Here is a 23,794-nt window from a genome sequence, read left to right as displayed (position 1 = left end):
ACCTGACATGACGGTGCTATCCACGCCCACGATGCCCACTCCGGAGGTGGCGCAGCCGCGCGACGGCTGGCTCATTCAATGCTGCGAGCGCGGTTGGCTGCCTGATGGACTTGTCCGTGGCGGGATGCGCAGCCTCATGCGTCAGCGCCTGGAAGACGAGGGCATTGGCAACGGCGAACTGCGCTCGCGGCGCTTGAATGCGCTGCTCGACGAGCTGCGCGCCAGCCCCATTGCGATCGAGACGGACGCGGCGAATACCCAGCACTATGAGTTGCCGCCCGCATTTTTTGAGGCCCATCTCGGGCCTCAATTGAAGTACTCCTGCGCGCTGTACCCGACCGGAACCGAAACGCTCGCCCAGGCCGAAGAGGCAATGTTCGAGTGCTATGCCGAACGGGCCGGTCTGGCGGATGGTCAGTGCATTCTCGACCTGGGATGCGGCTGGGGTTCGCTCTCGCTATGGATGGCCAAGCGCTATCCCAACGCGCGCATCGTGGCGCTGTCCAACTCGCAGGGCCAGCGCCGCTGGATCGAAGCGCGCGCCGCCGAGCGCGGCCTGACCAACCTGAATGTGCACACCGGCAACATTGTCGATTTCGAGTTTGCCGAGATGCCCGCGGGCGGCCGCTTTGACCGCGTCGTGTCGATCGAGATGTTCGAGCACATGAAGAACTACGGCCTGTTGCTCGCCAAGGTTGCGCGGTGGATGCGCCCGGATGCGGCGCTGTTCGTGCACATCTTTGCGCACCGCACGCTGGCATATCACTTTCAGGTGCAGGACGGGACCGACTGGATGTCGAAGTACTTCTTCACGGGCGGGACCATGCCATCGGAGGCGCTGCTGTTGCATTTCCAGGACGATCTGCGTGTGACGAGGCAATGGTGGGTCAGCGGCACGCACTATGCACGCACGGCAGACCATTGGCTGGCCAATCTTGACGCCGCGCGCAGCCGGTTGATGCCGGTGTTCGCCCAAACCTACGGCGCGAGCGAAGCGGCAGTGTGGTTCCAGCGGTGGCGCATGTTCTACCTGGCAGTGTCGACGTTGTTTGGCTATGCCAATGGCAACGAATGGGGCGTGGCGCATTACCGGTTCGTCAAGCGCTAGAGGCAGTTACGGCAGGGCGTCGATGCCGTCGTGGCGCGCGCCCATCCACACCAGCGTGGGCATCCACAGCGCCCAACCGACGGCCAGTACGCCCATCGTCATCGCCGGGTCCGGAATATGGGCGGCGCCGAGCGCCGCGCCTGCTCGGAACGACAGTGGGCCGGCCATCGCCCCCAGCGCCATCGCCAGCCACCACCGACCGCGCAACCAGCGGAAGAGGACATTCAGTTGGATCGCGAACAACACCCACAGCGCGAGCAGCCACGGCGGCACCAGTCCAGGCCACAGGGCGCCATGCGGATAGACGATCAGCCCGGTGCGGATCAGGCCGGTCTCCCACAGCGCCGCACCCATGACGACACCCAGCACCAGCCGCAACTCCTGAGAGGGTCGGCGGGCTTGCCACAGATGAAAGACCAGCAGCATCGCGACGAAGGCTATGCCCATCCAGGCAACATCGCGCGCGGCGCTCAGCACGCATACAAACCAGCCGGCTTGCCCGGCCACTGCATACAGGAGCGTACGATGAGAGCGTATGGAAGGGGCCACAGTTCACTCACCCCGTCACGTTGGGCGCGCTGCCTGGTGGTGGCTGCGCTGGTCGCTGCCAGTGCCGCGTGCTCCGGGCCGCCGCCCAATCCCAACCCCCGCGCCGCGGTGCCGCTGCAGACGGTGCCCGTGGATCTGCCGCGCTACATGGGGCGCTGGTATGTCATTGCCAACATTCCGTACTTTGGTGAGCGCGGCAATGTCGGCAGCTACGCCGAATGGTCGCTGCGGCCCGATGGCCGTATCGACGATGCCTACGTCTACCGGCCAGAGCGTTTCGATGCCCCGCTCAAGCGAATGCAGTTTGTGGATTCGGTCGTGGCGGGCAGTGGTGGTGGCGAGTGGCGTGTGCGCCTGTTCTGGCCCCTCTACGTCTCGCAGCTGACGCTGTATGTCGACCCGGATTACCGCGTGACGCTGTTGGGCTATCCGGACAAAAGCCTCGGCTGGGTGTTCTCGCGCGACCCCGATATGAGTGATGCCGACTATCGCGCCGCACTCGGCCGCTTCGAAGCCATGGGTTACGACACCTCGCGTTTCCGGCGCGTACCGCAATTCCCCAGCCAGATCGGGCAACCAGGCTTTCAGTCGCCGGGAGATGCCGACTAGCGGTGCGTGCATCAACGTGATTCGCCCAGGAGGTGACGCCGCAGCGAAGGCGCTCGGGTGCCCGGCGCCAGCCATATGTCGAAGAAGGCGCGTGCGAAAGCAGGGTCATTCACCTCGGTCGTCAATTGCCCGTTGGCGTAGAAGCGCGCACCGCGCTCGGGCAGATAGACGCCGCACAACGTGTCGCCGGATTTGGCATCGGGAAAGGCAGGTGCCATTGCCCGCTGCCACTGCGCCAGTGTTTCGTCGGAGAGTGCGGGCGCCTGCAGCCGCCGGATCTCATCGATCGCCGTCTGGACGAGACGGCTGTGATCAACGGCGCGTCGATACGTGACTTCCAGGGCAAACGGCGCGTCGTAGCTGACCGGGACTTTGGCGCTCCACAGTTGTGCATCGTATAAACAGAATCCGAGGACGCACAGCGCTCCCTTGCCTGAAAGCTGGGCCGCTGCCAGCGTATCGCGGCAGTCCGCCCAAGTCCAAGAACTCAGGGCGGAACACACAACGAAAACGATGGTTCGTACGGCGTGAGGGCGTTTGGCAGGCATATGGCCGGGTGCGTACGCACAGATCGGCCGAGCAGTAAGCGGCCAACGTTCAAAGCTTACTGATTGTCTGTCCGAAGTGGGAGTGCCGGCGCGTTGTTTTCCGGACGCAATTCCTACGCATGACCTCCGCGAGGCGAGCGCGGTGCCAGACGAAACGGTACAAAACGGCGCCGGCTGGCTCCATCATGCCTGTCGCAGGTTCCGCGACGTGACCGCAACAGTGGCCGGCGAGTCGGCCAGCGGTATGAAGCGGCGTGTTGCCCCGTCGAGCGCATCGATGCTGCCGGTTTCGATGTCGTACACCCAGCCGTGCAGATTCATTCGTCCCTGCTCAAGTGCCAACGCCACCGACGGATGGGTGCGCAGGTTGGCCAGTTGTGCAATCACGTTCTCGCGGACAAGGCCGTCGAGCTTAGCGCGGGGCGAATCGAATTCATGCGCCGCGTTGATCACCTTTGCCGAATCTGAATGGCGCAGCCAGTTGGCCACGGCCGGCAGGTGGTCGAGACACGTGCAACGCGAGATGGCGCCCATCGCGCCACAGTCCGAGTGGCCGCAGATCACAATGTCCTGCACACCCAGCACGGCCACCGCGTATTCGACCGTGGCTGATACGCCGCCGGGCTCCGGACCGTATGACGGGACGATGTTGCCCGCGTTGCGGATGACGAACAGCTCGCCCGGCTCACGCTGTGTCAGCAGCTCCGGGACCACGCGGCTGTCCGAGCATGTGACGAACAGCGCCTTGGGGTTTTGTGATGTCGCAAGTTGTTTGAACAGCTCTACCCGCTGCGGGTAGATGTCGCGTTGAAAGCGCAGAAAACCGTCGATGATGTCGCGCATGGTGGTGTCCTCCTCATTCCAATGCCGGGCGCAGAGACAGGTGAGTTGTCGCTGGGCCGCGCGGACGACATTATCCCGGATGCACAGCAATCCCCCAACTGATGATTGCTGTGCATTCGGTGAGGGACGATCGCGCCGAGTCGGCATCCCACCGCGTTCAGAGTCACCCCTCGCCCGCTCGGCGTACCGCAGGTTTTAGCCGATGGTTACGGCTCGTTGCGCAGATACCCTTCCTTGCTCGGGTAGGGCATGAAGTACGTCACGATCAGCGATACGGCACACAGTGCGGTCACGTACCAGTAGAACGTTGATTCGCTGCCGGCCTGCTTGAACCACAGCGCCACATACTCGGCCGAGCCGCCAAACACCGCATTGGCAATCGCATACGACAGGCCCACGCCCATTGCGCGCACTTCCGGCGGGAACATCTCCGCCTTGATCAGGCCACTGATCGACGTATAGAAGCTGACGATGGCCAGCGCCACCGTGATCAGGCCGAAGGCTGCGACCGGGCTCGATACCGTGGCCAGCGCGTTCATCAGCGGCACCGTGCCGATGACCGACAGCGCCCCGAACAGCAGCATCGAATTGCGGCGGCCGATGCGATCGGACAGCGCGCCAAACGCTGGTTGCAGCACCATGTACACGAACAGCGCCACCGTCATCACGTTGGAGGCCGTTTTCTTGTCCATGTGCGCCGTGTTGACGAGGTACTTCTGCATGTACGTCGTGAACGTGTAGAAAATCAGCGAGCCGCCAGCGGTAAAGCCGATCACACGCAGGAACGCCCCTTTGTGCTGCCACGCGCCACGGATGGTGCCTGCATCCTTGGCCTTGCGCGATGCGTCGGACTGCGTTTCGTGCAGCGACTTGCGCAGGTACAGCGCAATCAGCGCTGTCATTGCACCCACCACGAATGGAATACGCCAGCCCCATGCTTCCATCTCGGCGTTGGTCAGAAACTGCTGCAGGATCACCAGCACGAGCACCGCGCCCAACTGGCCGCCGATCAGCGTCACATACTGGAAAGAGGCAAAAAAGCCGCGTCGCCCGGCTAACGCCACTTCGCTCATGTAGGTAGCGCTGGTGCCGTATTCCCCGCCCACCGACAGGCCCTGGAACAGGCGTGCCACCAGCAGCAGGAAGGGTGCGAGTGCTCCGATCTGTGCGTAAGTGGGCAAGACCGCAATTAGCAGCGAGCCTCCACACATCATCAGCACAGAAATCATCATCGCAGTGCGCCGGCCGTGCCTGTCGGCAATGCGGCCAAACAGCCAGCCGCCAATCGGCCGCATCAGGAAGCCCGCTGCAAACACGCCGGCCGTGTTCAGCAACTGCGTCGTCGGATCCCCTTTGGGGAAGAACGCCGGCGCGAAGTACAGCGAACAGAACGCGTAGACGTAAAAGTCGAACCACTCGACCAGGTTGCCCGACGATGCGCCGACGATCGCGAAGATGCGGCGTCGGGTGTCATGTGGGTCGACGGCTTGCTGGGTGGCTGTGATGTCCATGGGTGCGTCTCGGTGTGAGTGTTCTTGTTGGGCAGCGTAAGCTGGCCCTCAGAATTGTAGCGACAAGTGACGGATTGTCGCGCCCCGGAATTGCCCCGATGGGTGAGATGGCCCGTTGCCGGAAGTGCGCGAAACAGGGCACTTCCGGTGGTTTGGGGTCACGCAGAATTGGGTACGCTCATGGCTTGCGCAGTGCCCATGACGCCCGTCTGGCGTCTGGCTTAACGCGCCCCTTGCCGCGCGTTGAACACCACGCGCAGCACCAACGCCACGAATGACGCTACCGCGCAGAACGTCATCAGCCCCGACCAGCGCGCGCTGGTCCACGCCAGGCTGGCACCGTAGGCGCCCACCGACATGCCGATGAACAGCGAGGTCATGAACACCGCATTGATACGGCTGCGCGCTTCCGGCGCAAGCGCATAGATGATGGTCTGGTGCGACACCAGCGCGGCCTGTACGCCCACGTCAAAGAGGAGCGTGCCGATCACGATGGCGATGAGCGACAGCGGAAACAGCGTCATCGTGGCAAACGTCACGGCCATCAGCAGTGCACCGCCCACGACGATATGGCCCGGCGCCACGCGGCCGGACAGGCGCCCGGCAATGCTCGCGCCCAGCGCACCCGCGGCGCCCGCCAGCCCCAGCAGACCGGCCTGCCCGGTCGACAGCCCAAGCGAGCTTGTCAGGTGCAGTGCCACGGTTGACCAGAACCCGGAAAACGCGATGCCGATGAATGCCTGCGTGAGTGCCGACGCCCGCAGCCGCGGATGCTGCATGAACAGCGTGCCCAGCGAGCGCAGCAGCGTGAAGTACGGCTGCCGTGTGGCCGGCGCCACGCCAAAGTGGGACGCACGCACGGCAATCGCCAGCCCGACGATCGCCACGGCCGACACGCCAAACGCTGCTCGCCAGCCGAAGTGGTCCGCCACGATGCCGCTGAACACGCGCGAGCTGACGATGCCGATCAGCAGCCCCGTCATCACCGTACCGATGTTGCGGTTGCGGTTCAGGTCTGTGCTGATGGCGGCGGCGCTGGGCACGAAGTCCTGTGCGATGGTGGCCGATAGCCCGATCACAAACCCCGAGGCCGCCAGCAGCGGCAGGTTGGGCGCGAGGCAGCTGCCGATGAGCGCGAGCGTGAGCAGCACCGCCTTCCACAGAATAACGAGGCGGCGGTCGTAACGGTCGCCCAGCGGTCCGAAGAAGAAGATGCCGCTGGCGTAACCGGCCGCCGTGAGTGTCGGCAGCACCCCCAATGCGTGCGGTGCGATGGCGAGGTCACGGCTGATGAGCCCGAGCAACGGGTGGTTCAGGTAGATGCACGCCACGCTGATGCCGGCACCGGCCGTGAGCAGGCGGATCAGCCCTTGTGTGTTGCCATGGGTGGTGGCGGTTGCAGTGGAAGCGGGGGGCGTTGGGGACGCGGGTGAGGCCGACATGGGAACCTCATGGAGAAGGTTGCTGCATCGCAGCGAAGCGGCGATCCTAGCAACTTTCCTTTGAGATTGCTGACGGCGGAATAACCCCGTTGCCGGTGATGTCGGCCAGCTCCGGCCAGGGAATCCGGTGCGCTAGCTGGCGGGTGAGGGCGATGCGGGGGAGGCATCTTCCACGTCTTCGCTGTGGCCGCCTTGCACGTTGTGGCCAGCGTTGTCGATCCACAGGCGGGCGCGGTCTTCGCCCACGCGCGAGAGTTCCATGCGGTATTCGTAGCGGTCGGGCCGGTACAGGCCCTGCAGCAGCTGCACCGGGCGCCCGCTCATCTCGCGCACGATGCGCTGTACCGAGAGCAGTGGCGCGCCGACGGCCACGTCCAGGTACTGTGCCGTCGCCACGTCCGCCAGCCGTGCGGAGACCACCTGCGATGCGCGATCAATCCGCACACCGGAGGCCTCGATCAGCCGCAGCAGTGATTGGTTCGCGAGCCGCTCCAGCGTGAGCTTGCTGGTCACGTCCAGCGGCAGCCACGTGGTGATGAGCGCCATGGGCGTGTCTTCCAGATGGCGCACGCGCACGAGCTTCTTGATCGGCGTGCCGGGGGCCAGGTCCAGGCACTTGGCCTCGTCGGGCGGCGCCAGCACGTCTTCAAATTCTACGACGACGGCGGAGGTGCGCTCGCCCACGTCGATGATGTTCTGCAGCAGAGTCTGCCCGCCGCCCATCATCAGCGGGTCATCGGGCTTGACCACGAAGGTGCCCATGCCGCGGTGGCGGCGCACCAGACCTTCCTTGACCAGATAGTCGAACACGCGCCGCATCGTGACGCGTGACGCACCAAACTGACGGGCGAGTTCGATCTCGCCCGGCATCGGCCCATCCCCGAATTTGCCTTCGAGAATCTGCTGGCGCAGGACAACGTAGATTTGGTGGTAGAGCGGTACCACGGCATCGGGCATGGCGGTCGTGGGTCCGTGCGTGTGCGGCGAGGTCGAGATCGGAAAGGGTGGTCGTCAGAAGAGTGAACGACCAAGTGCGGGATGACTTTAGAAAAGACGGCCAAAAGCCGGGCGTACGCCCGTCCATCCGCGACGATAGGGGGTTTCGGCTAACGTGTAAAGTTGTGTGTTACCCGTTGACCGTTGGCGTGCCGGCGTCATCCGTCGGCGGATTCTTGCCATGGCTGTAACGTGGGTTTGGCTCGCGCATCGAGTTCTTGGGCGCCACCGGTTCGCCCAGCGCGTTGACCAGCGCCACGTGGATCGGCGTGCCGCTCTCGCGGTCGCGCAACAACATGGGGCCTTCACCGTCGGGCGTCAGATAACGGTCGCCCCATTGCATGAGCGCCACGATGGCGGGCAGCAGATCGACGCCCGCACGTGTGAGCCGGTACGCATCGCGCACGCGGTCGCCCGGCTCCTGGTAGGGCACGCGGCGCAGGATGCCGTACGCCACCAGCGCCTTGAGCCGTGACGACAGGATCGCCGTCGAGCACCCCGTGCGGCGCAGGAACTCATCAAATCGCGTCACGCCTGAGAACGCTTCGCGCAGGACGAGCAGCGTCCACTTCTCACCGACGATCGATACCGCCGCCGCGATCGAGCAAGGCTCCTCCATTGACGTCACCAACTCGGACGCCGCAGGGACGGTGAAGGGTTCCGGGATTCTCATACCAAAATCATAGTCAATTCTGACTTTACTTGCAAAAGTCAGGGTTTCTGCTAATCTAGGTTCAAATTAAAAAGTCAGGCGGCGATCCCGCGCTGGCAGCCATAAAACGATCCATCGCGTGAGGAGATCCCCATGCTGTATACCATCCACCGTTATCCCGCCGAATGGATCGACCGCTGGACCATGCACGACGGCTCCATCGCCACCGTGCGCCCGATTCTGCCGCAAGACGCCCCATTGGAGGCCGCCCTGGTCGAGGGGTTGTCGTCCGAGTCGCGCTATGCGCGCTTTCTGGTGGGCGGCGGGCGGCTGTCCGACGAGATGCTCGCCGCCTACACGCAAATCGACTACGTGAATCACATGGCGCTGGTCGTGAGCGTGGCCCGCGCGGATGGCACTGGCGAAGACCTGATCGCCGATGGCCGCTTCGTCATTGAAGACGGTGTGGCCGAGTTCGCCATGCTGGTGGCCGATGCATGGCAGGGCAAGGGCGTGGGCCGGCGCCTGTTTGCCACCCTGGTGCGGGCGGCACGCGTATCTGGCGCCCGCGAAGTCTTTGGCGAAGTGCTTTCCACCAACCGCCGCATGATCGGCCTGGCGCGCGATGCCGGTTTCCGTGTCGCCGCCGTGCCGGGCGATGCCACCGTGTGCTCTGTGCGCCTGCCGCTGGCGCAGGTCGAGGCGGCCATCACGCCATTTGCTTTCGCCTGACTGTTCCGTATTTGCGTGCCTGCTGCCCATGCAGGCACGCCTACCGTGTGTCTCTTTCGCCGCCGTTGTGCGGCTTCTTTTTTGTCTGATTCATCGAAATTCATGGGGCTCAGTGCAAAAAAACATCGCTTTTGTGGATGAATGGATGCGCATAGACTCATCCACGTTGCCTGGTGCGTGGGTGGCCCCCCCTCCCGCGTGCCGGCGCCGCCTGATTCCAACCATTCAAGATTGATTGCCCTACCCCATGAGCGACCAAAACGACGTCCGGCCTGTGCTTGCCCCGTTCCACCTTGCGTTCCCCGTGCACGATATTGCTGCGGCGCGCGCCTTCTATGGCGATGTGCTCGGCTGCCCCGAGGGGCGGAGTTCGCCGGACTGGGTCGACTTCAACTTCTACGGCCACCAGATCGTTGCTCACCTCGCGCCGGATGAAATCGGCCACCGCAAGACCAGTGCCGTCGATGGCGACAACGTGCCGGTGCGCCACTTTGGCGTCGTGCTCTCCATGGCCGAGTGGGAAGCCGCCGCCGACAAGCTGCGCGCTGCCGGCATCGACTTCATCATCGAGCCGCACATCCGCTTCAAGGGCGAAGTGGGCGAGCAGGCCACGATGTTCTTTCTCGATCCGTCGGGCAATGCGATGGAGATGAAGGCGTTTGCCAATATGGCATCGCTGTTTGCCAAGTAAATCGATCGGGCCGGCGCTTTAAAAGACCGGCCCGTAAATAGAGATCGTTGAATTGGCGATTTTTATTTACGGGCTGATTTATCCATGTTTTGAGCGAAGTCGGGTTGTCTTTGGCAACCCGTGGGAGCGTTCGTCTTGCGTTTCCGTCGCGCCCGGGTAACGCCGCAAATGGCGTAGTGACGCGGGCGGCAAGGATGGTGCAGGCCATGCACCGCAAACGTGTCGAGATTCCGTCAGCAGGATTGCAAAATGGGCATCACCGTTGCCCAGGAGAGCGGTCGCGCTAAAAGCCATAAAAACAGAATCAATTGCGCTGGCATAGCTCTTGCCATTACCGGATTCCAAGGTATTCACGCCGAAAATAAACAGAGCGTGAAGCCGGAATGTCGTGTTCATCAAACCAAAGGAAGAGCCACACCATGTCCAGCGCCCCCGCTTCTGCTTTGCCGTTGGCCGACGCGCCAGCGGTATCCGACGCCAAGATCACTGCCCGCAAGGCCGCGCTTGCCGCTGCTGCCGGCACTGCCATCGAGTACTACGAGTTTGGCGTCTACGGTTACCTGGCCAGCACCATCGGCCCAATGTTCTTTCCTGGCGACAACGCTGCCGCATCGCTGCTCGCCATCCTGGCTGTGTTCGGCAGCGCATTCCTGATGCGGCCGGTGGGCGGCATCGTGCTCGGCAGGTTGGGCGATCGGCTGGGCCGCCGCGCGATCCTGCTGGTGACCGTGATCGGCATGGGCGTGGCGACGGGGTTGGTGGGGCTGCTGCCCACGGCGGCCAGTGCGGGGCTGATCGCGCCGGTGCTGCTGTTATTGATCCGGCTGGCGCAGGGCTTCTTTGCCGGTGGCGAGGTGACGGGCGCGGCGGCGTACGTGGCGGAATCCGCCCCGCGTGGTCAGCGTGGCTTTTACGGTGCGTTCACGCCGGTGGGGGTGGCCATCGGCGGTGCGCTGGCGGCCACGGTGTGCGGGCTGTCCAGCGTCATCCTCGGTGCCGAGCAAATGCAGGCCTGGGGTTGGCGCATCCCGTTTCTGATGGCGATTCCGATGGTGATCGTGTCGTCCATGGTGCGCCGTCGCGTAGAGGAGTCCGTCTCGTTCCAGCAGTTCCAGGCGCATCACGAACCACCCAAGGCCCCCTTGAGTGAAGTCATGCGTGAACATGGCAGCAGCGTGCTGCGCGTGACGCTGCTCGCCTTCGGCCAGAACGTCGGCTATTGGGTCGGGCTGGTCTTCATGAACCTCTATCTCACCACGCATCTGAAGTACGACAAGACCACCGTCTACTGGATTCTCGCGTTCGTGAGCATCAGCATGGCGTTCCTGATGCCGGTATTCGGTGCCTTGTCCGACCGCGTCGGCCGCCGCAAGGTATTGGCGGCAGGGTTTATCGGGTACGCGGTGCTCGTGCTGCCGATGATGGTGCTGATGGATCGACACAACATCGGCCTGGCCTTCCTCGCGATGATGGTGGTGGCGCTGCCGCTGCCGATCGTGCAGTCCGTCGGCTATCCGACCTACGCCGAGCAGTTTCCCACCCGCGTGCGCTACACCGGCATGGCGTTCAGCTTCAACATCGGCGCCATCGTGGGCGGCGGCATCACGCCGTATGTGGCCACCGCGTTGATCGGCCAGACCGGCAATCTGCTGATGCCCGGCTTTTTGCTGGTGGGCGGAGCGCTGGTTGCGCTCATGGCGCTCGTGGGTTTGCGTGAGACGGCGCAGGAGGCGCTGCAGTAACGCGGCGAGTATGCTTGGGGTCGCTTCGTATCGCCGTAGCGCCGAATTGCGCAGACCCGAAAGACCCCAATGCTTCGAGAACTCAAGACCTTCATTGCCGTTGCCCGGCACGGCACCTTTGCGGGCGCGGGTGAGCGCATCGGCCTCACGCAATCGGCGGTAAGCGCGCAGATCCAGCGGCTGGAGGAGTCGCTTGGTTTTCAGCTGTTTGATCGTACCGGTCGCTCGGCCACGCTCAATGCCGCCGGGCGTGATGCGCTGGCGCTGGCCGAGCACATCGTCACCCTGTACGACCGGCTTGGTGAGCAAGCCAGCGGCAGCGAGCAGCGTGGCCTCGTGCGCATTGGCGCGATTGCCTCGGTGCAGGCGTCGTTCCTGGTGGACGCGGTGGCCCAGTTTCGCGTCGAGTTCCCGCATTGCCGCACGCGTATCGTGCCAGGCGTGTCGCTCGATCTGCTCGGGTTGGTGGATGCTGGCGAGATCGACTTGGCCGTGCTGATTCGCCCGCCGTTTGCCGTGCCTGCCGATCTCGAATGGCGCACGCTGGTGGCTGAGCCTTTCGTACTGCTTGTGCCCGACAGCCTGCCCGGCGACGACTGGCGCGTCTTGCTGGAGCACCAACCGTTCATCCGCTATGACCGCCGCTCGTTCGGTGGCCGCCGCGTCGACCAGTTCCTGCGCGACCAGCACATCACCGCACACGACGTGATTGAGCTCGACGAACTGCAAGGCATGTCGCTGCTTGTGGCGCGCGGGCAGGGCGTGGCGCTTGCCCCGCAGACTGCCGGGCAAGGCGCCTGGCCACCCGGCGTGCGCGCCATCAGCTTGGGCGATGACACCTTCTATCGCGAGATCGGCCTGATCGAGCGCCCACGCCATAGCCGCCAGCCGATTGCCAGTCGCCTGGCCGATTGCATTGATGAAGCGGCGCGCAGCACCTGACCCCCCCATGAGCATTGCGTGATACCCGGGATGCGTGCGGGTGCGTTGACCGAGCGTTATATCGGATCGTATATTACGCTGATCTTTCTACGGCGCATTCGGGGCTTTCATGCAATGTTTCTCGCAGGGTTTGTCACTTCGGGCGCAAGTGCGCGCCATGGGTCTGGTTGCTGCGCTGTCGCTGGGCCTGGCTGCGCCGGCGCACGCCGCTGACCTGGTCGTCTCGGCTGCCGCCAGCCTGACCAACGCCTTCAAGATGATTGCGCAGCAATACGAAGCGCAGCATCCCGACACCAAGGTCGTGCTCAACTTTGGCGCGTCGGACGTGCTGATGCAGCAAATCGTCAAGGGCGCCCCCGCCGACGTGTTTGCCTCCGCCGATCAGGAAGCAATGAACAAGGCCGTGGACGAGAAAGTCATCAAGACCGAAACGCGCCATGACTTCGTGGCCAACCAGCTCGTGCTGATTGTGCCGACCACGGGCACGGTGCCCGTGCACGCGCTGACGGATCTGACCAAGCCCGAGGTGAAGCGCGTGGCGATCGGCAACCCGGCGTCGGTGCCGGTGGGCCGCTATGCCAAGCGTGCGCTGGAAGCCGCCAAGCTGTGGGAGCCGGTGGAAGCCAAGGCGGTGCTGGCGCAGAACGTGCGCCAGGCCCTGGACTATGTTTCGCGCGGTGAGGTCGAAGCGGGCCTGGTGTTTTCCACTGATGCCGCCATCGCGGCGGACAAGGTGAAGGTGGCGAGCCCCGTGCCGCTGAACGTGCCGCTTACCTACCCGATTGCCGTGACGTCTGGCACGAAGCAGCCGCAGCAGGCGGCCGACTTTGTGGCCTTCGTGATGTCGCCGGCTGGCCAGGCAGTGCTGGCCAAGTACGGCTTCCTGAAGCCGTAATTACGCCGATTGTGCGGTAACCGGCTGACCCGCACGCTCGGCATCTTGCTTGGGCGTGCGATGGATGCGCAGCACCAGGAAGGCACCCGCGACACACAGCCCGCCCGAGATCATCGAGGCGAGCGTGTAGTTGCCCAGCGTGGAGCGCATCATGCCCGCGCCCAGCGTGGCAAACGCCGCCCCCAACTGGTGCCCCGCAACGATCCAGCCAAAGACGATGGGCGCTGCAGCCTTGCCGAACACATCGTTGGTCAGGCGCACGGTGGGCGGCACGGTGGCAATCCAGTCCAGCCCGTAGAAGAGCGCAAACACTGGCAGGCCGAAGAACTCGAAGCCGAACGCATACGGCAGATAGATGAGCGACAGCCCGCGCAGGCCGTAGTACCAGAACAGCAGCACGCGGCTGTTGTAGCGGTCGGACAACCAGCCCGACAGCGTGGTCCCCACCAGGTCGAAGATCCCCATGACAGCCAGTAGGCTTGCGCCCTTGACCTCGGTCAGGCCGTGGTCCGCGCACATGGCGATGAAGTGCGTGCCGATATAGCCGTTGGTGCTGGCGCCGCAGATGAAGAAGCTGAAGAAGAGCAGCCAGAAATCGCGCTTGCGTGCTGCCTGTACCAGCGTGTTCATGGCCAGCACGATCGGGTTGGCACGCGGGCCTTGGTCAACCTCCGGCGCGTCGGCCGGCTCGCCGTAGGTGCGCAGGCCCACGCTCTTGGGCGACTCCGGCAGCAGCATCGCAACGATCGGCAGCAGCAGCGTCAGCGCGCCAGCCACAATCAGCACCACCGGGCGCCAGCCGTAGCGCTCGACCACTGCCGCCATCATCGGCAGGAAAACGAGCTGGCCGGTGGCCGAACTGGCCGTCAGGATGCCCATGGCCAGCCCACGGTGCGAGGTGAACCAGCGGTTGACCACCGTGGCGCCCAGGGTGATGGCCGCCACGCCCGTGCCGCCGCCTACCATCACGCCCCACAGCAGCACCATCTGCCAAGGCTCGCGCATCATTGCCGAGAGCGCCGTGCCCGATACCAGCACCGCCAGCGCAACCAGCACCGTCCGGCGGATACCAAAGTACTGCATCGACGCCGCCGCAAACGGCCCCGTCAGCCCATACAGCGCAATGCCGATCGAAATGGCCAGCGATATCGTGCCGCGGCTCCAGCCGAACTCGTGCTCAAGCGGCAGCATCATCACGCTGGGCGTGGCACGCGTGCCGGCCGCGCACAGCAGGATCAGGAACACCACGGCCAGGGCGATCCAGCTGTAGTGAAAGCGTGGGGCAATGAGGCGGGCAAGTCTCTGCATGGGAGGGGCGTCCGATTCCTGTGTTCGATTCTTGTTTCTTGTGGGCTCGACAATGCGCTATTCGTTACCGACCGGTAACAACGTGCTTGCGATGGTAGGTACCGCTCGGTAACATGTCAAGCTTGGAATGTCATCGACGTGGCTGGGGTTGGTTTGCTCGCCACGGTTGCAGGAGTCATCACATGGCAGCACGCGGGCCCCGTGCCCTTTCTTCCACCGCCGAGAAAACGCCCTCCCGCCGCGTCAGCGGTGAGGATGCGCACGCCAGCCTGCTGGAAGCCGCGCGCGAGTTGTTTTACTACGAAGGCGTGCGTGCCGTGGGTGTGGAGGCGGTGGTTGAGCGCGCCGGCGTCAACAAGATGAGCCTGTACCGCCAGTTCAAGTCGAAGGACGATCTCGTCCTCGCTTACCTGGAGCGCAGCGACGAGAACTTCTGGGGCTATTTCAACGCGAGCATGGCCAAGCACCCGGACGATGCGCGCGCGCAACTGCTGCAGTTCTTTATCGATGTATCCGAACGCGCCTCGCGCCCGGGTTACCGGGGCTGCCCTTTCGTGAATGTGGCGGCGGAGTTTCCAGACCCGTCGCATTCTGCGCGGCAGTTCGTCCGGCGCAACAAGGCGCAGCTGCTCACGCGCCTGCGGGATCGTGCCGAAGCTGCCGGCGCCACCGACCCGGATGCCCTGGCCGATGACCTTGCCTTCCTGATCGAGGGCGCCTATACCGCCAGCCAGACTTTCGGCACCGATGCGCCGCGCCTCATCAAGAGCCTGCCGCGTACGGCACGCGTGCTGCTGGATGGCAACATTCCGGCCGCTGTTCCCGCACGCAAACCAGATTGATGTTGTAACCGCAGAACGGATCGAAAACGAGGGTACGCCGGCGCTGCACGATGCCGCTACACTCGCTGGCATTGTTGCCTCGGCCGCACCCGATTCGATGACGCCCAACCAAGTCCCGCTTTCTCCCGTTCGTTCGACGCCGGTTGCTTCAGTACAGCCGCCCGCAATGCTTTCGTTGCCGGCGGCGTTGTCGCAGGCGCAACGCGCGCTCGACCGTATCGTGCTCGGCAAACCGCTGCAGATCCGCCTGGCGCTGGCGTGCCTGCTGTCACGCGGGCATCTGCTGCTGGAAGATCTACCGGGTGTGGGCAAGACCACGCTTGCGCACGCGCTGGCCCGCACGCTCGGGCTGCAATATCAGCGCGTGCAGTTCACCAGCGATCTGCTGCCGACCGACCTGATCGGCGTGTCGATCTACGTGAAAGAAAAGAGCGCGTTCGAATTCCACCCCGGCCCGCTGTTCGCGCAGGTGGTGCTGGCCGATGAAATCAACCGCGCCACGCCCAAGGCGCAGAGCGCGCTGCTCGAAGCGATGGCCGAGGGGCAGGTGACGCATGATGGCGCCACGTATCCGCTGCCCGAGCCCTTCTTCGTGATTGCCACGCAGAACCCGTTGAACCAGATCGGCACGCACCCGCTGCCGGAGTCGCAACTGGACCGCTTTACGATGCGGCTTTCGCTCGGGTATCCCGACCAAAGCTCGGAACGTGCACTGTACCTGGGTGGCGGCGCGCCGCAGGACATCCAGCCCGTGCTGACCGCCGCGCAGGTTGTCGCGCTGCAAGCGGCTGCAGATGCCGTGCACGCGGCCCCCGCGCTGGTCGACTATATGCTTGCGCTGGTCAATGCCACGCGCACCGATGCGCAGGTGCAGATGGGCCTGTCGCCGCGTGCCGGTCTGGCGCTGCTGGCGGCGGCCCGCGCGTGGGCGCTGATCGACGGCCGCGATGTCGTGCTGCCCGAAGATGTGCAGGCCGTGTTCAAGGCCGTGGCCGCGCACCGGTTGCTGCCGACGGGCGGTACGTTGTCGGCCACAGCGCTGGCGCAGCGGCTGCTCGATACGGTCGCCATTCCATAAGCGCACGGCGCCATGGCGCGTTTCCCCGCTTTGTTGTTTGCACCGTTGCGCGCGCTGTTTCGCATCCTGGGTGCGGGCCTGGCGGCGTTGCCAGGCGTCCGCTTTGCGCGAGCACGCGTGCAGCGTTTTCTGCAACGGCCGCGCAAGCCCCGCGAAGGCCGCATCCGCCTGGATCGCAACCACGTCTACATCCTGCCCACGGCATCGGGTGCCGGCTTTGCGCTGCTGCTGGTGGTCATGCTCGTCACCTCGCTCAACTACAACGTGAGCCTGGGCTTTCTGCTGACGTTCGTGCTGGCCGGTGTGGCGGCCTCTGCCATGTGGCAGACGCACCGCAACCTTGTCGACCTGGAAGTGCGCGGCGCGGCGGGCGAGGCGGTGTTTGCCGGGCATGCGCTTAACGTGAGCGTGGCGTTGGCCAACGTGACACCCTGGGCGCGTGTGGGTTTGGATGTGAGTGCACGTGAGGCCGCACCGGTGGAAGCCGCGCTCGATGCGCAGGACGCTACGGTTGCTGCGTTGGCGTTTGCCGCACAGCCGCGCGGCTGGTTCCAGCTGCCACGTCTGACGGTGTCGACGCGCTTTCCGCTTGGCCTGTTTCGCGCATGGAGCTATGCCGATGCGCCGCTCACGCTGCTGGTCTATCCCGAACCCGAGCCTTCCGCGCCGCCGCTGCCTGCCAGCTTTGCGCCCGACCCGGGTGAGGAAGACAACCCGCGTGCCGCGCGTAGCCAGGTCGAAGAGGCTGCCGACCAATTGCGCGCCTATCGCCCAGGTGATCCGCTGCGCAGCATCGCCTGGAAGCACAGCGCCCGGCTCGACACGTGGATGAGCCGCACCGGCCAGCAGGTGCGCCATGCGCAGTGCGTACTCGCGTGGGATGCACTGCCGCGATCCATGAATGCGGAGCAACGCCTGTCGCGCCTGTGCGCCTGGGTGCTGGCCGCTGAACACGCACCCGCCGGTGACGAACCCGAATACACGCTGACCTTGCCGGGCATCTCGATTGGCCCGTCGCGTGGATCAGCCCATCGCGATGCGTGTCTGCGCGCACTGGCGCTGTGGGGCAAGCCGGCAATGCCTGAGGCGGCCGCATGAGCACCGCCACCATCGGCACGCAGGCTGCGGCGTTTGGTTCGGCCCGCGCCCTCACCCACCGCGAGCACGGCTGGTTGATTGCGCAACTTGCCGTTGTGCTCGTACCGTTGCTGCGCGCACTGCCGCTCGTGACGTGCGCCGTATTTGGCGTGCTGCTGCTCTGGCGCACCCTGCTGTGGGTACGCCGCGCGCCGTTGCCCGGCAAGTGGGTGCTGGGCCTCACAGGTGTGGTGACGCTGCTCGTGACGCTGGCGCTGTCCTTGCGCACCGGCGGCAATATCGGCCGAGACCTGTCGGTGGCATTGCTGGGCGCGTTCCTTGTGCTCAAGCTGATGGAATCACACACCGTGCGCAACGGCATTCTGGCGACGCAGCTGTGCTGTTTCCTGCTGCTCTCGCAAACGCTGTTTGACCAGCCACCTTGGATGGCCGTTTCCTTGCTGGCAACGGCGGCACTGCTGCTGCGCAACTGGCTGCTGCTGTTGCATCCGCAGGCGCGCATGCGGGTGTCGGCAGTGCGTGTGCTGGGGCGATTGGTGGCGATGGGCCTGCCATGCGCGGCCGTGCTGTTCCTGTTGTTTCCGCGCCTGGATCATCCGCTGTGGAGCCTGCCGCGCTCTGCTGAAACCGGCACCAGCGGTATTACGGATCGCATGGCGCCGGGCTCCATCGGCCAGTTGATCCTGTCGGATGACCTGGCCTTTCGCGCCGACTTTGCGGGGAAACCGCCAGCGCTCGATACGCTCTACTGGCGCGGCATGGTGCTGTGGCGTTTTGACGGCCAGGCATGGACGGCAGCGTCGATGCGGCAGCGGCCCCTGCCCGGGAGCGTACCCAATTCTGCGGACGCGGTTGCAGAGTTGCCGGGCGTGGTCGACTACAACATCACGCTGGAAACGACGCACCAGCGCTGGCTGTTCGCGCTCGATCGCGGCCTGTCGATCGATGCGCGTGACGACATCGGCCGCAGTGTTGACGCAGAGTTCCTCAGCCGGCAGCCGATCGACCAGCGCATGCGTTACCACGCGCGTTCACGCTTGCCCGATCGTCGTCGTGCGGACGATGCACAGCCGTTGGATTCGGCTACGCTGCAGACGGCATTGGCACTGCCGCCGGGTAATCAGCAAGCGCGTGCGTTGGCCGCACAATGGGCCGAGCTGCCGCCGGCTGACCGCGTATCTGCTGCGCTCAAGCTGTTCGGCAGCGCACCGTTTGCCTACACGCTCGCACCCGAGCCGTTGCAGGGCGAGCAGATTGACGATTTCCTGTTCCGTACGCATCGCGGCTTCTGTGAGCACTACGCGGGCAGCTTCGTCTTTTTGATGCGGGCGGCGGGCGTGCCGGCGCGCGTGGTGGTGGGCTACCTCGGGGGTGAGGTGAATGCCGTGAGCGGCGACATCATCGTGCGCCAGTCCGATGCGCATGCCTGGGCCGAGGTGTGGCTGGCTGGGCGCGGCTGGGTGCGTGTGGACCCGACCGCCGCTGTCGCGCCGCAGCGCGTGGAGCGCGGCCTGGCAGCGGCCGTGCCCGCCAGCGAATTCCGCTCGCGCCGCGTGGAAGAGCCCGCATGGCTGCGCAGCGTGCGCTGGGGGCTCGACGGCCTGATCAGCGGCTGGAACCGCTGGGTGCTTGGCTACGACCGCAACCGGCAGGCGCAGCTCTTTGCGTGGCTGGGGCTGGAGGCGGCGGACCCGCGCGCGGTGCTGTGGGGCGTGTCGGCCATCTTCCTGCTGGCGGCGCTGCCGCTGCTATGGCAACAGCGCAAACCGAAACCCGACCCCGTGCAGGTGCAATGGCAGCGCGTGTGCAGCCAGCTGGCGCGGCATGGCTGTCCGCGCAACCCGACCGAAGGGCCGATGGCGTATGCCGAGCGCGCCGCCACGCAGTTTCCGCAGGCGGCTGAGGCCCTGCACCGCGTGGCCGCTGGTTATATCGCACTGCGCTATGGCCGCGATGATGGTGATGCGCACGCTCGCGCGCAACGGCTGGCACGTTGGAAGGAAGACGTGGCCGCGCTGCGCGTGTCTGCATAACGAGAGAACACCGGTATGACGCAACCCGATATGCACGTGCTCGACAACCCCATCTGGTCATCGCTGGCGAGCGGTCATCTGCACTTCCGGCAGGGTGGCCCGCTTGCCTGCCGCTACCGTGCCGACGTGACGCCGTTTGCCGCCATCGCTGCCAGCCCTGACGCGATGCCCGCCGCATGGCAGGCACTGCATGGGTTGCTGGAACCGGGTGAGCAACTCTCACTGTTTGCGATTTCGGCCATCGATGTTCCGCAGGAGTTTGACGCCGAGCGGGCGGGCATCCTGCAGCAGATGATCGTGGTGCGCGACCCTGGCGGGCAGGTCGATACCACCGACATCGTCCGCCTGGGGCATGACGATGTGGCCGACATGTTCGATCTGACCGAGCGCACCAAGCCCGGCCCGTTCCGCACCCGCACGCAGGAGACCGGCCAGTACATCGGCATTCGCGAAGGCGGCCGGCTGATCGCCATGGCCGGCGAGCGTATGCAGCTGGATGACTACGTAGAGATCAGCGCCGTTTGCGTGGACGATGCCCACCGCGGCAAGGGCCTTGCCAACCGACTGATCCGCGTTTTGCAGCACGACATCGCGCAGCGCGGGCAGACGCCGGTCCTCCACGTGTTCGAGCACAACCGCACGGCGATCGCGCTGTATGAGCGGTTGGGGTTTGCGGTCCGCCGGTCGTTTTATCTGACCAAGGTGATGCGCCGGGAGGTGTAGTCCGTTTTTCTTTCAAATCATCGCGCAACGCGGTGATTTTGGCGCCGCATTGCGTGGTGTCACTGTATTACTCATATTGAGTAATTTAGAGTCAGCTTTCGAAACATAATCGCGTTTCTCTTCCGTGATTCGAGAACGTTTGCGCCCTTGTCCTGCTTGGCTCTACGGAATATCGACGATGCGTGCTTGGCTGCCATCAAGGCATTCCCGGTGTTTGAAAATGTTTGCAATCGGGCCGAATCTCCTTCATAGACTTCATTTCAAGCCGATAAGCAGTTAATGGTCTAGACCATTTGGAAAATGGATGGGGAAGGGTGGATCGGCACATTATCAAGCGCATTTTTGAAACGGGAGACTGACATGGCGAAAATGCATCGCGGTGCGCTGGTTTCAGCCACGCTGGCTGGACTGCTGGTACTGGGCGGTTGCGCAAGCTCGGGTTCGGGCGACATGAGTGGAACCAGCGGTGGCGGCACCTCCGCCAACAACGGCAGCGGTGGGTCGGGCAACTCGGGCGGCACCGGCGGGTCCACCACCACGGCCTCGACCACGCCCACGGGCGACATTGCCAACAAGGGCGGCGGTGTGCTCACGGCCACGGGCAGTGCCATCAGTAGCCTGGGTACGACGGTGGGAGGCTCCAATGTGCCGGGCGCGTCTGGGTTGGGCAATGTGGTTGATAACGTCGGCAACACCGTTTCCGCGCTCGGCACGGGCGTGCAGTCCGGCCTGGGCAGCATGGGCACCAACCCGAACCCGGTGGGGACCACGGTGTCCAGCACAGGCAACGTGGTCACCCAGGTCGGCAATACCGTCAACGCCACGGGCGGTCTGTTGAGCAGCCTGGGAACGGGCCCGCTGCAGCCGCTCGCGCCGGTGACCACGCCGGTGGGTGGCGCTGTCTCGCAAGTGGGGCAGGCTGTGGCCAATGCGGGCGGCACGCTCGGTACGGCCCTGTCGACCGGGCCGGTGGAGCAGGTCACCCAACAGCTCAGCTCGACGGTGGTGCCACTCACCTCGCAAGTCACCACCACCACGCAGACGCTGGGTAATGCCACGGGCCTGGGCGCACCCGCCACGAACCTGCTGCAGACCGTGGGCGGTACCGTGGCGAACGTCGGCACGTCGCTCACGGGCACGAATGCGCCGGTGGTGTCCAACCTGGGCGGCGTGGTGAGCGCCACGGGCAACACGGTGGCGGCGTTGGGTGGCGCGGTTTCCACGCCGGGCGGCAGCACATCAGGCAGCCCGCTTGCGCCCATCACCAACGCGCTGGGCGGTGCCACGGGCGGCAGCAATCCGCTGGGCGCGTTGACCGGCGCCCTGGGCGGCGCCACCGGTGGAGGCACCGGCAGCAACCCGCTGGCTCCGGTCACGAGCGCATTGGGTGGCGCTGCGGCGGGTGGCAGCAACCCGGCAGCCGGTGTGACGGCACCGGTTGGCTCGCTGCTGACCGGCGTGGGCTCGTCGCTGACTTCAACCGGTGCGACCACGCCGCTGGCCCCGGTAACGGGCGTTGTGGGTGGTGCGGTGGGGTCGGTGGGCGGTGCGCTGGGGGGCACGCCGCATCATTGACTCAGTCTGTGCCGATGGGCCGTCCATGCTTTGCGCTGGACGGCTTTTTTTATGGGGGGGAATTACCCAACAAAAAACCAGCCCGAAGGCTGGTTCCTTGCCAAGCACATGCTGCCTCAGAACGGCGCACTGAAGGTCAGTCGTACTCCCTGCTGCAGCCCCCCCATGCCCGTCATCACGTTGTAGTCCAGCCCAAACGTGAGCGGCCCCGTGCGGAACTTCGTCCCCAGCCCGATCTGCACGCGATCCCGCCCAAACGGCGTGCTCGGCACGTAGTACGCAGGGCCCGACGACGCCAGGTCCGCATACGCCAGGCCAGCGTTGCTCTGCCCGTTGAAGTCGTGCTGATACTCCACCCGCGCAAACGGCAGGAAGGTGCCCCACTTGGTCTTCTGCGCGTATTCCGCGCGCAGGCCCAGCGTGCCCGACACCGTTGTCACCGTCTGCTCGAAGTACGTCAGCGCGTTGATGCCGGCCCCCGATTCGCTGAACTGGTCCAGCGTCGATTGCGACACCGACAGGCGGCCGTACGGTGAGATCAGCCACGTGCGATCCCGATGCTCGTAGCCGGCCGAGACCGACGCGAACATCTGGCGCCCGTTGCGCTTGCCGGTGGCGAAGTCGCTGGCGTCCGTCACCCAGCGGCGCGAGTCGAAGCTGAGCGTGCCGAAGCCCGCCACGCCGTCCACGAACAGCGACGGCTGCGGACGGTAGCTGCCGTACAGCGCCAGGCTGTAGCTGTCACCCGTGCTCTTGGTGCCGGCGTTGCCGATGTCGGTGGAGTCGCGCCCATAACCGAAGCCCGCGCCCACCGAGAGCTGATCCGACACGCGGTAGTCCGCACCTGCGGTCACACCGCCTGTGGTGAAGCGAAAGCCCGAACGCTGCGTGCCAGCGTTGGCGAAGCCGAAGTCCAGCGTGCCGGCGCTCCAGAACGCGAGGCGCGGGTCGGTGCTGTCCGCACCGATGCCTGCGGCATCGGCGCCCGGCAGGTCGGGGCCGGTGTCGGCGTTGGACTTGTCTGCGCTGGCATCCTTTGTTGCGTCGGGATTGCGCTTGCCGCGCGTGAGCGAGCGGCCCGGGCCGTCACCGCGCAGGCAGGCGTCACGCGCGGCGATGCCGACCACGTCCTGGCAGCGCGCCTGCGCATCGGCCGCGCGCATCCCCGGCAGGGCCACCGTCAGGCCGTTGTCCGAGGGCGCATGGCCGGAGCCGTGCAGCGCTTCGAGGCGGCGGTTGTAGTTGTCGATCTGCGTGGTCGCAAAACGGCGTGCCGCCTGGATCTGCGCGTTGATGAGGCCCGCCACATCCGGATCGGCCGACGGATCCTTGCGCGCCGTCACGCTCACCTGCACCGTGGCCGGCATGGACGTGGCGTACGCGTTGGACAGCGTGTACGTCAGCACCGCCGGGCCGCTGTACGTGGTCGACGGCGTGAAGTTCAGCACGTAGGTCGATGCCGCCGCCGCTGGGGCCTTCACACCGGCCGGCGCTTGCACCGCCTTCTGCACGATGCTGGCCGTGCCCGCGTTGGACGGCACCACTGACAACAGCGTCGCGCCGGTGAACGGCCCACCCGTGGCGCCTTCGGTCAGGTCCACGCTCATTGGCTGGCCAGACGATGTGGCAGCCTGCTTCTGCGCCACCGCAATCGGCACCCCGTTGACGTTGACCGTCACCGGAATCGGCGCCGACGTGCCCGCCGTGTTGATCAGCGCGTAGGTGAAGTTGACCGCGCCCGAGGTGGTCAGCGCTGGGGTGTAGACGATGTCCAGTCCGTTGATCACGGCCGTACCGCTGGCCGGCGGGCTGACGATGGCGATCGACGAGAACGGCCCGCCCGTCGCATTGGCCGTTGCGTGCACCGTGACCGGTGC

Annotated in this window: 22 protein-coding genes; 13 read left to right on the top strand and 9 right to left on the bottom strand. The window is 65.2% G+C overall.

Features of this window, described 5'->3' with window-relative positions; translation table 11 throughout:
* Window positions 1–7: 7 nt before the first annotated feature.
* The gene (locus JHD73_RS07615; RefSeq protein WP_199029371.1) at window positions 8–1,108 is read left to right on the top strand and encodes a cyclopropane-fatty-acyl-phospholipid synthase family protein; all 1,101 of its coding nucleotides are present in this window, start codon (window positions 8–10) and stop codon (window positions 1,106–1,108) included.
* Window positions 1,109–1,114: 6 nt separating this feature from the next.
* On the opposite strand, the gene JHD73_RS07610 is transcribed toward JHD73_RS07615, so the two are convergent.
* Window positions 1,115–1,615, bottom strand: a complete 501-nt coding sequence (locus JHD73_RS07610; RefSeq protein WP_368735508.1) for a DUF2878 domain-containing protein — start codon at window positions 1,613–1,615, stop codon at window positions 1,115–1,117.
* 18 nt (window positions 1,616–1,633) lie between these two features.
* On the opposite strand from JHD73_RS07610, the gene JHD73_RS07605 reads away from it, so the two are divergent.
* Complete coding sequence (locus JHD73_RS07605) at window positions 1,634–2,266, top strand: lipocalin family protein (protein WP_233176829.1); 633 nt, start codon at window positions 1,634–1,636, stop codon at window positions 2,264–2,266.
* Window positions 2,267–2,277: 11 nt separating this feature from the next.
* Here JHD73_RS07605 and JHD73_RS07600 read toward each other — a convergent pair whose 3' ends face one another.
* From JHD73_RS07600 to JHD73_RS07575, 6 genes are all read right to left on the bottom strand, one after another.
* The gene (locus JHD73_RS07600; RefSeq protein ID WP_233176828.1) at window positions 2,278–2,814 is read right to left on the bottom strand and encodes a chalcone isomerase family protein; all 537 of its coding nucleotides are present in this window, start codon (window positions 2,812–2,814) and stop codon (window positions 2,278–2,280) included.
* 183 nt (window positions 2,815–2,997) lie between these two features.
* Entirely contained in the window at window positions 2,998–3,657 is a 660-nt protein-coding gene (locus JHD73_RS07595) for a carbonic anhydrase (RefSeq protein ID WP_199029369.1), read from the bottom strand.
* A 206-nt stretch (window positions 3,658–3,863) separates the two neighbouring features.
* On the bottom strand, window positions 3,864–5,168 hold the full coding sequence (locus tag JHD73_RS07590) for an MFS family transporter (protein WP_199029367.1): 1,305 nt from the start codon (window positions 5,166–5,168) through the stop codon (window positions 3,864–3,866).
* A 221-nt stretch (window positions 5,169–5,389) separates the two neighbouring features.
* Window positions 5,390–6,610: an MFS transporter gene (locus tag JHD73_RS07585; RefSeq protein ID WP_199029365.1), complete on the bottom strand. Its 1,221-nt coding sequence runs from the start codon at window positions 6,608–6,610 to the stop codon at window positions 5,390–5,392.
* Between the two features lie 132 nt (window positions 6,611–6,742).
* Window positions 6,743–7,567, bottom strand: a complete 825-nt coding sequence (locus JHD73_RS07580; RefSeq protein WP_199029363.1) for a GntR family transcriptional regulator — start codon at window positions 7,565–7,567, stop codon at window positions 6,743–6,745.
* Between the two features lie 169 nt (window positions 7,568–7,736).
* The gene (locus tag JHD73_RS07575) at window positions 7,737–8,279 is read right to left on the bottom strand and encodes a helix-turn-helix domain-containing protein (RefSeq protein ID WP_199029362.1); all 543 of its coding nucleotides are present in this window, start codon (window positions 8,277–8,279) and stop codon (window positions 7,737–7,739) included.
* Between the two features lie 132 nt (window positions 8,280–8,411).
* Between JHD73_RS07575 and JHD73_RS07570 the strand changes: the two genes are divergently transcribed.
* The 5 genes from JHD73_RS07570 to modA all read left to right on the top strand — a co-directional run bounded on the left by JHD73_RS07570 (window position 8,412) and on the right by modA (window position 13,260).
* Window positions 8,412–8,990: a GNAT family N-acetyltransferase gene (locus JHD73_RS07570; protein ID WP_199029359.1), complete on the top strand. Its 579-nt coding sequence runs from the start codon at window positions 8,412–8,414 to the stop codon at window positions 8,988–8,990.
* 247 nt (window positions 8,991–9,237) lie between these two features.
* Window positions 9,238–9,681 (top strand): VOC family protein, encoded by a 444-nt coding sequence (locus JHD73_RS07565; RefSeq protein ID WP_199029357.1) that lies wholly within the window; start codon window positions 9,238–9,240, stop codon window positions 9,679–9,681.
* Window positions 9,682–10,100: 419 nt separating this feature from the next.
* Entirely contained in the window at window positions 10,101–11,423 is a 1,323-nt protein-coding gene (locus JHD73_RS07560; protein ID WP_199029355.1) for an MFS transporter, read from the top strand.
* 69 nt (window positions 11,424–11,492) lie between these two features.
* Window positions 11,493–12,365 (top strand): LysR family transcriptional regulator, encoded by an 873-nt coding sequence (locus tag JHD73_RS07555; RefSeq protein WP_199029353.1) that lies wholly within the window; start codon window positions 11,493–11,495, stop codon window positions 12,363–12,365.
* A 109-nt stretch (window positions 12,366–12,474) separates the two neighbouring features.
* Window positions 12,475–13,260, top strand: coding sequence for a molybdate ABC transporter substrate-binding protein (modA, locus tag JHD73_RS07550; protein ID WP_199029351.1), 786 nt, complete (start codon window positions 12,475–12,477; stop codon window positions 13,258–13,260).
* Here the strand turns inward: modA and JHD73_RS07545 are convergent, their stop codons facing one another.
* Window positions 13,261–14,568: an MFS transporter gene (locus tag JHD73_RS07545; protein WP_199029349.1), complete on the bottom strand. Its 1,308-nt coding sequence runs from the start codon at window positions 14,566–14,568 to the stop codon at window positions 13,261–13,263.
* A 182-nt stretch (window positions 14,569–14,750) separates the two neighbouring features.
* Here JHD73_RS07545 and JHD73_RS07540 point away from each other — a divergent pair, with 182 nt between their 5' ends.
* The 6 genes from JHD73_RS07540 (at window position 14,751) to JHD73_RS07515 (ending at window position 21,917) form a co-directional block, all read left to right on the top strand.
* On the top strand, window positions 14,751–15,410 hold the full coding sequence (locus JHD73_RS07540; RefSeq protein ID WP_199029347.1) for a TetR/AcrR family transcriptional regulator: 660 nt from the start codon (window positions 14,751–14,753) through the stop codon (window positions 15,408–15,410).
* Window positions 15,411–15,507: 97 nt separating this feature from the next.
* The gene (locus tag JHD73_RS07535) at window positions 15,508–16,488 is read left to right on the top strand and encodes a MoxR family ATPase (RefSeq protein WP_199029410.1); all 981 of its coding nucleotides are present in this window, start codon (window positions 15,508–15,510) and stop codon (window positions 16,486–16,488) included.
* A 12-nt stretch (window positions 16,489–16,500) separates the two neighbouring features.
* Window positions 16,501–17,586: a DUF58 domain-containing protein gene (locus tag JHD73_RS07530; protein ID WP_199029345.1), complete on the top strand. Its 1,086-nt coding sequence runs from the start codon at window positions 16,501–16,503 to the stop codon at window positions 17,584–17,586.
* Window positions 17,583–19,619: a DUF3488 and DUF4129 domain-containing transglutaminase family protein gene (locus JHD73_RS07525; RefSeq protein ID WP_199029343.1), complete on the top strand. Its 2,037-nt coding sequence runs from the start codon at window positions 17,583–17,585 to the stop codon at window positions 19,617–19,619. The genes JHD73_RS07530 and JHD73_RS07525 overlap by 4 nt, the downstream gene beginning before the upstream one ends.
* 15 nt (window positions 19,620–19,634) lie before the next feature.
* On the top strand, window positions 19,635–20,342 hold the full coding sequence (locus JHD73_RS07520) for a GNAT family N-acetyltransferase (RefSeq protein WP_199029341.1): 708 nt from the start codon (window positions 19,635–19,637) through the stop codon (window positions 20,340–20,342).
* Window positions 20,343–20,702: 360 nt separating this feature from the next.
* The gene (locus JHD73_RS07515) at window positions 20,703–21,917 is read left to right on the top strand and encodes a collagen-like triple helix repeat-containing protein (RefSeq protein ID WP_199029339.1); all 1,215 of its coding nucleotides are present in this window, start codon (window positions 20,703–20,705) and stop codon (window positions 21,915–21,917) included.
* A 116-nt stretch (window positions 21,918–22,033) separates the two neighbouring features.
* Here JHD73_RS07515 and JHD73_RS07510 read toward each other — a convergent pair.
* On the bottom strand, window positions 22,034–23,794 hold a 1,761-nt coding region (locus JHD73_RS07510; protein ID WP_199029337.1), incomplete at its 5' end, for an autotransporter domain-containing protein.

This window comes from Ralstonia sp. ASV6 (assembly GCF_016429285.1).
GTDB lineage: Bacteria > Pseudomonadota > Gammaproteobacteria > Burkholderiales > Burkholderiaceae > Ralstonia > Ralstonia flaminis.
Note: the sequence above shows the minus strand (reverse complement) of the source record. Positions and strands in the feature narration are given on the sequence as shown.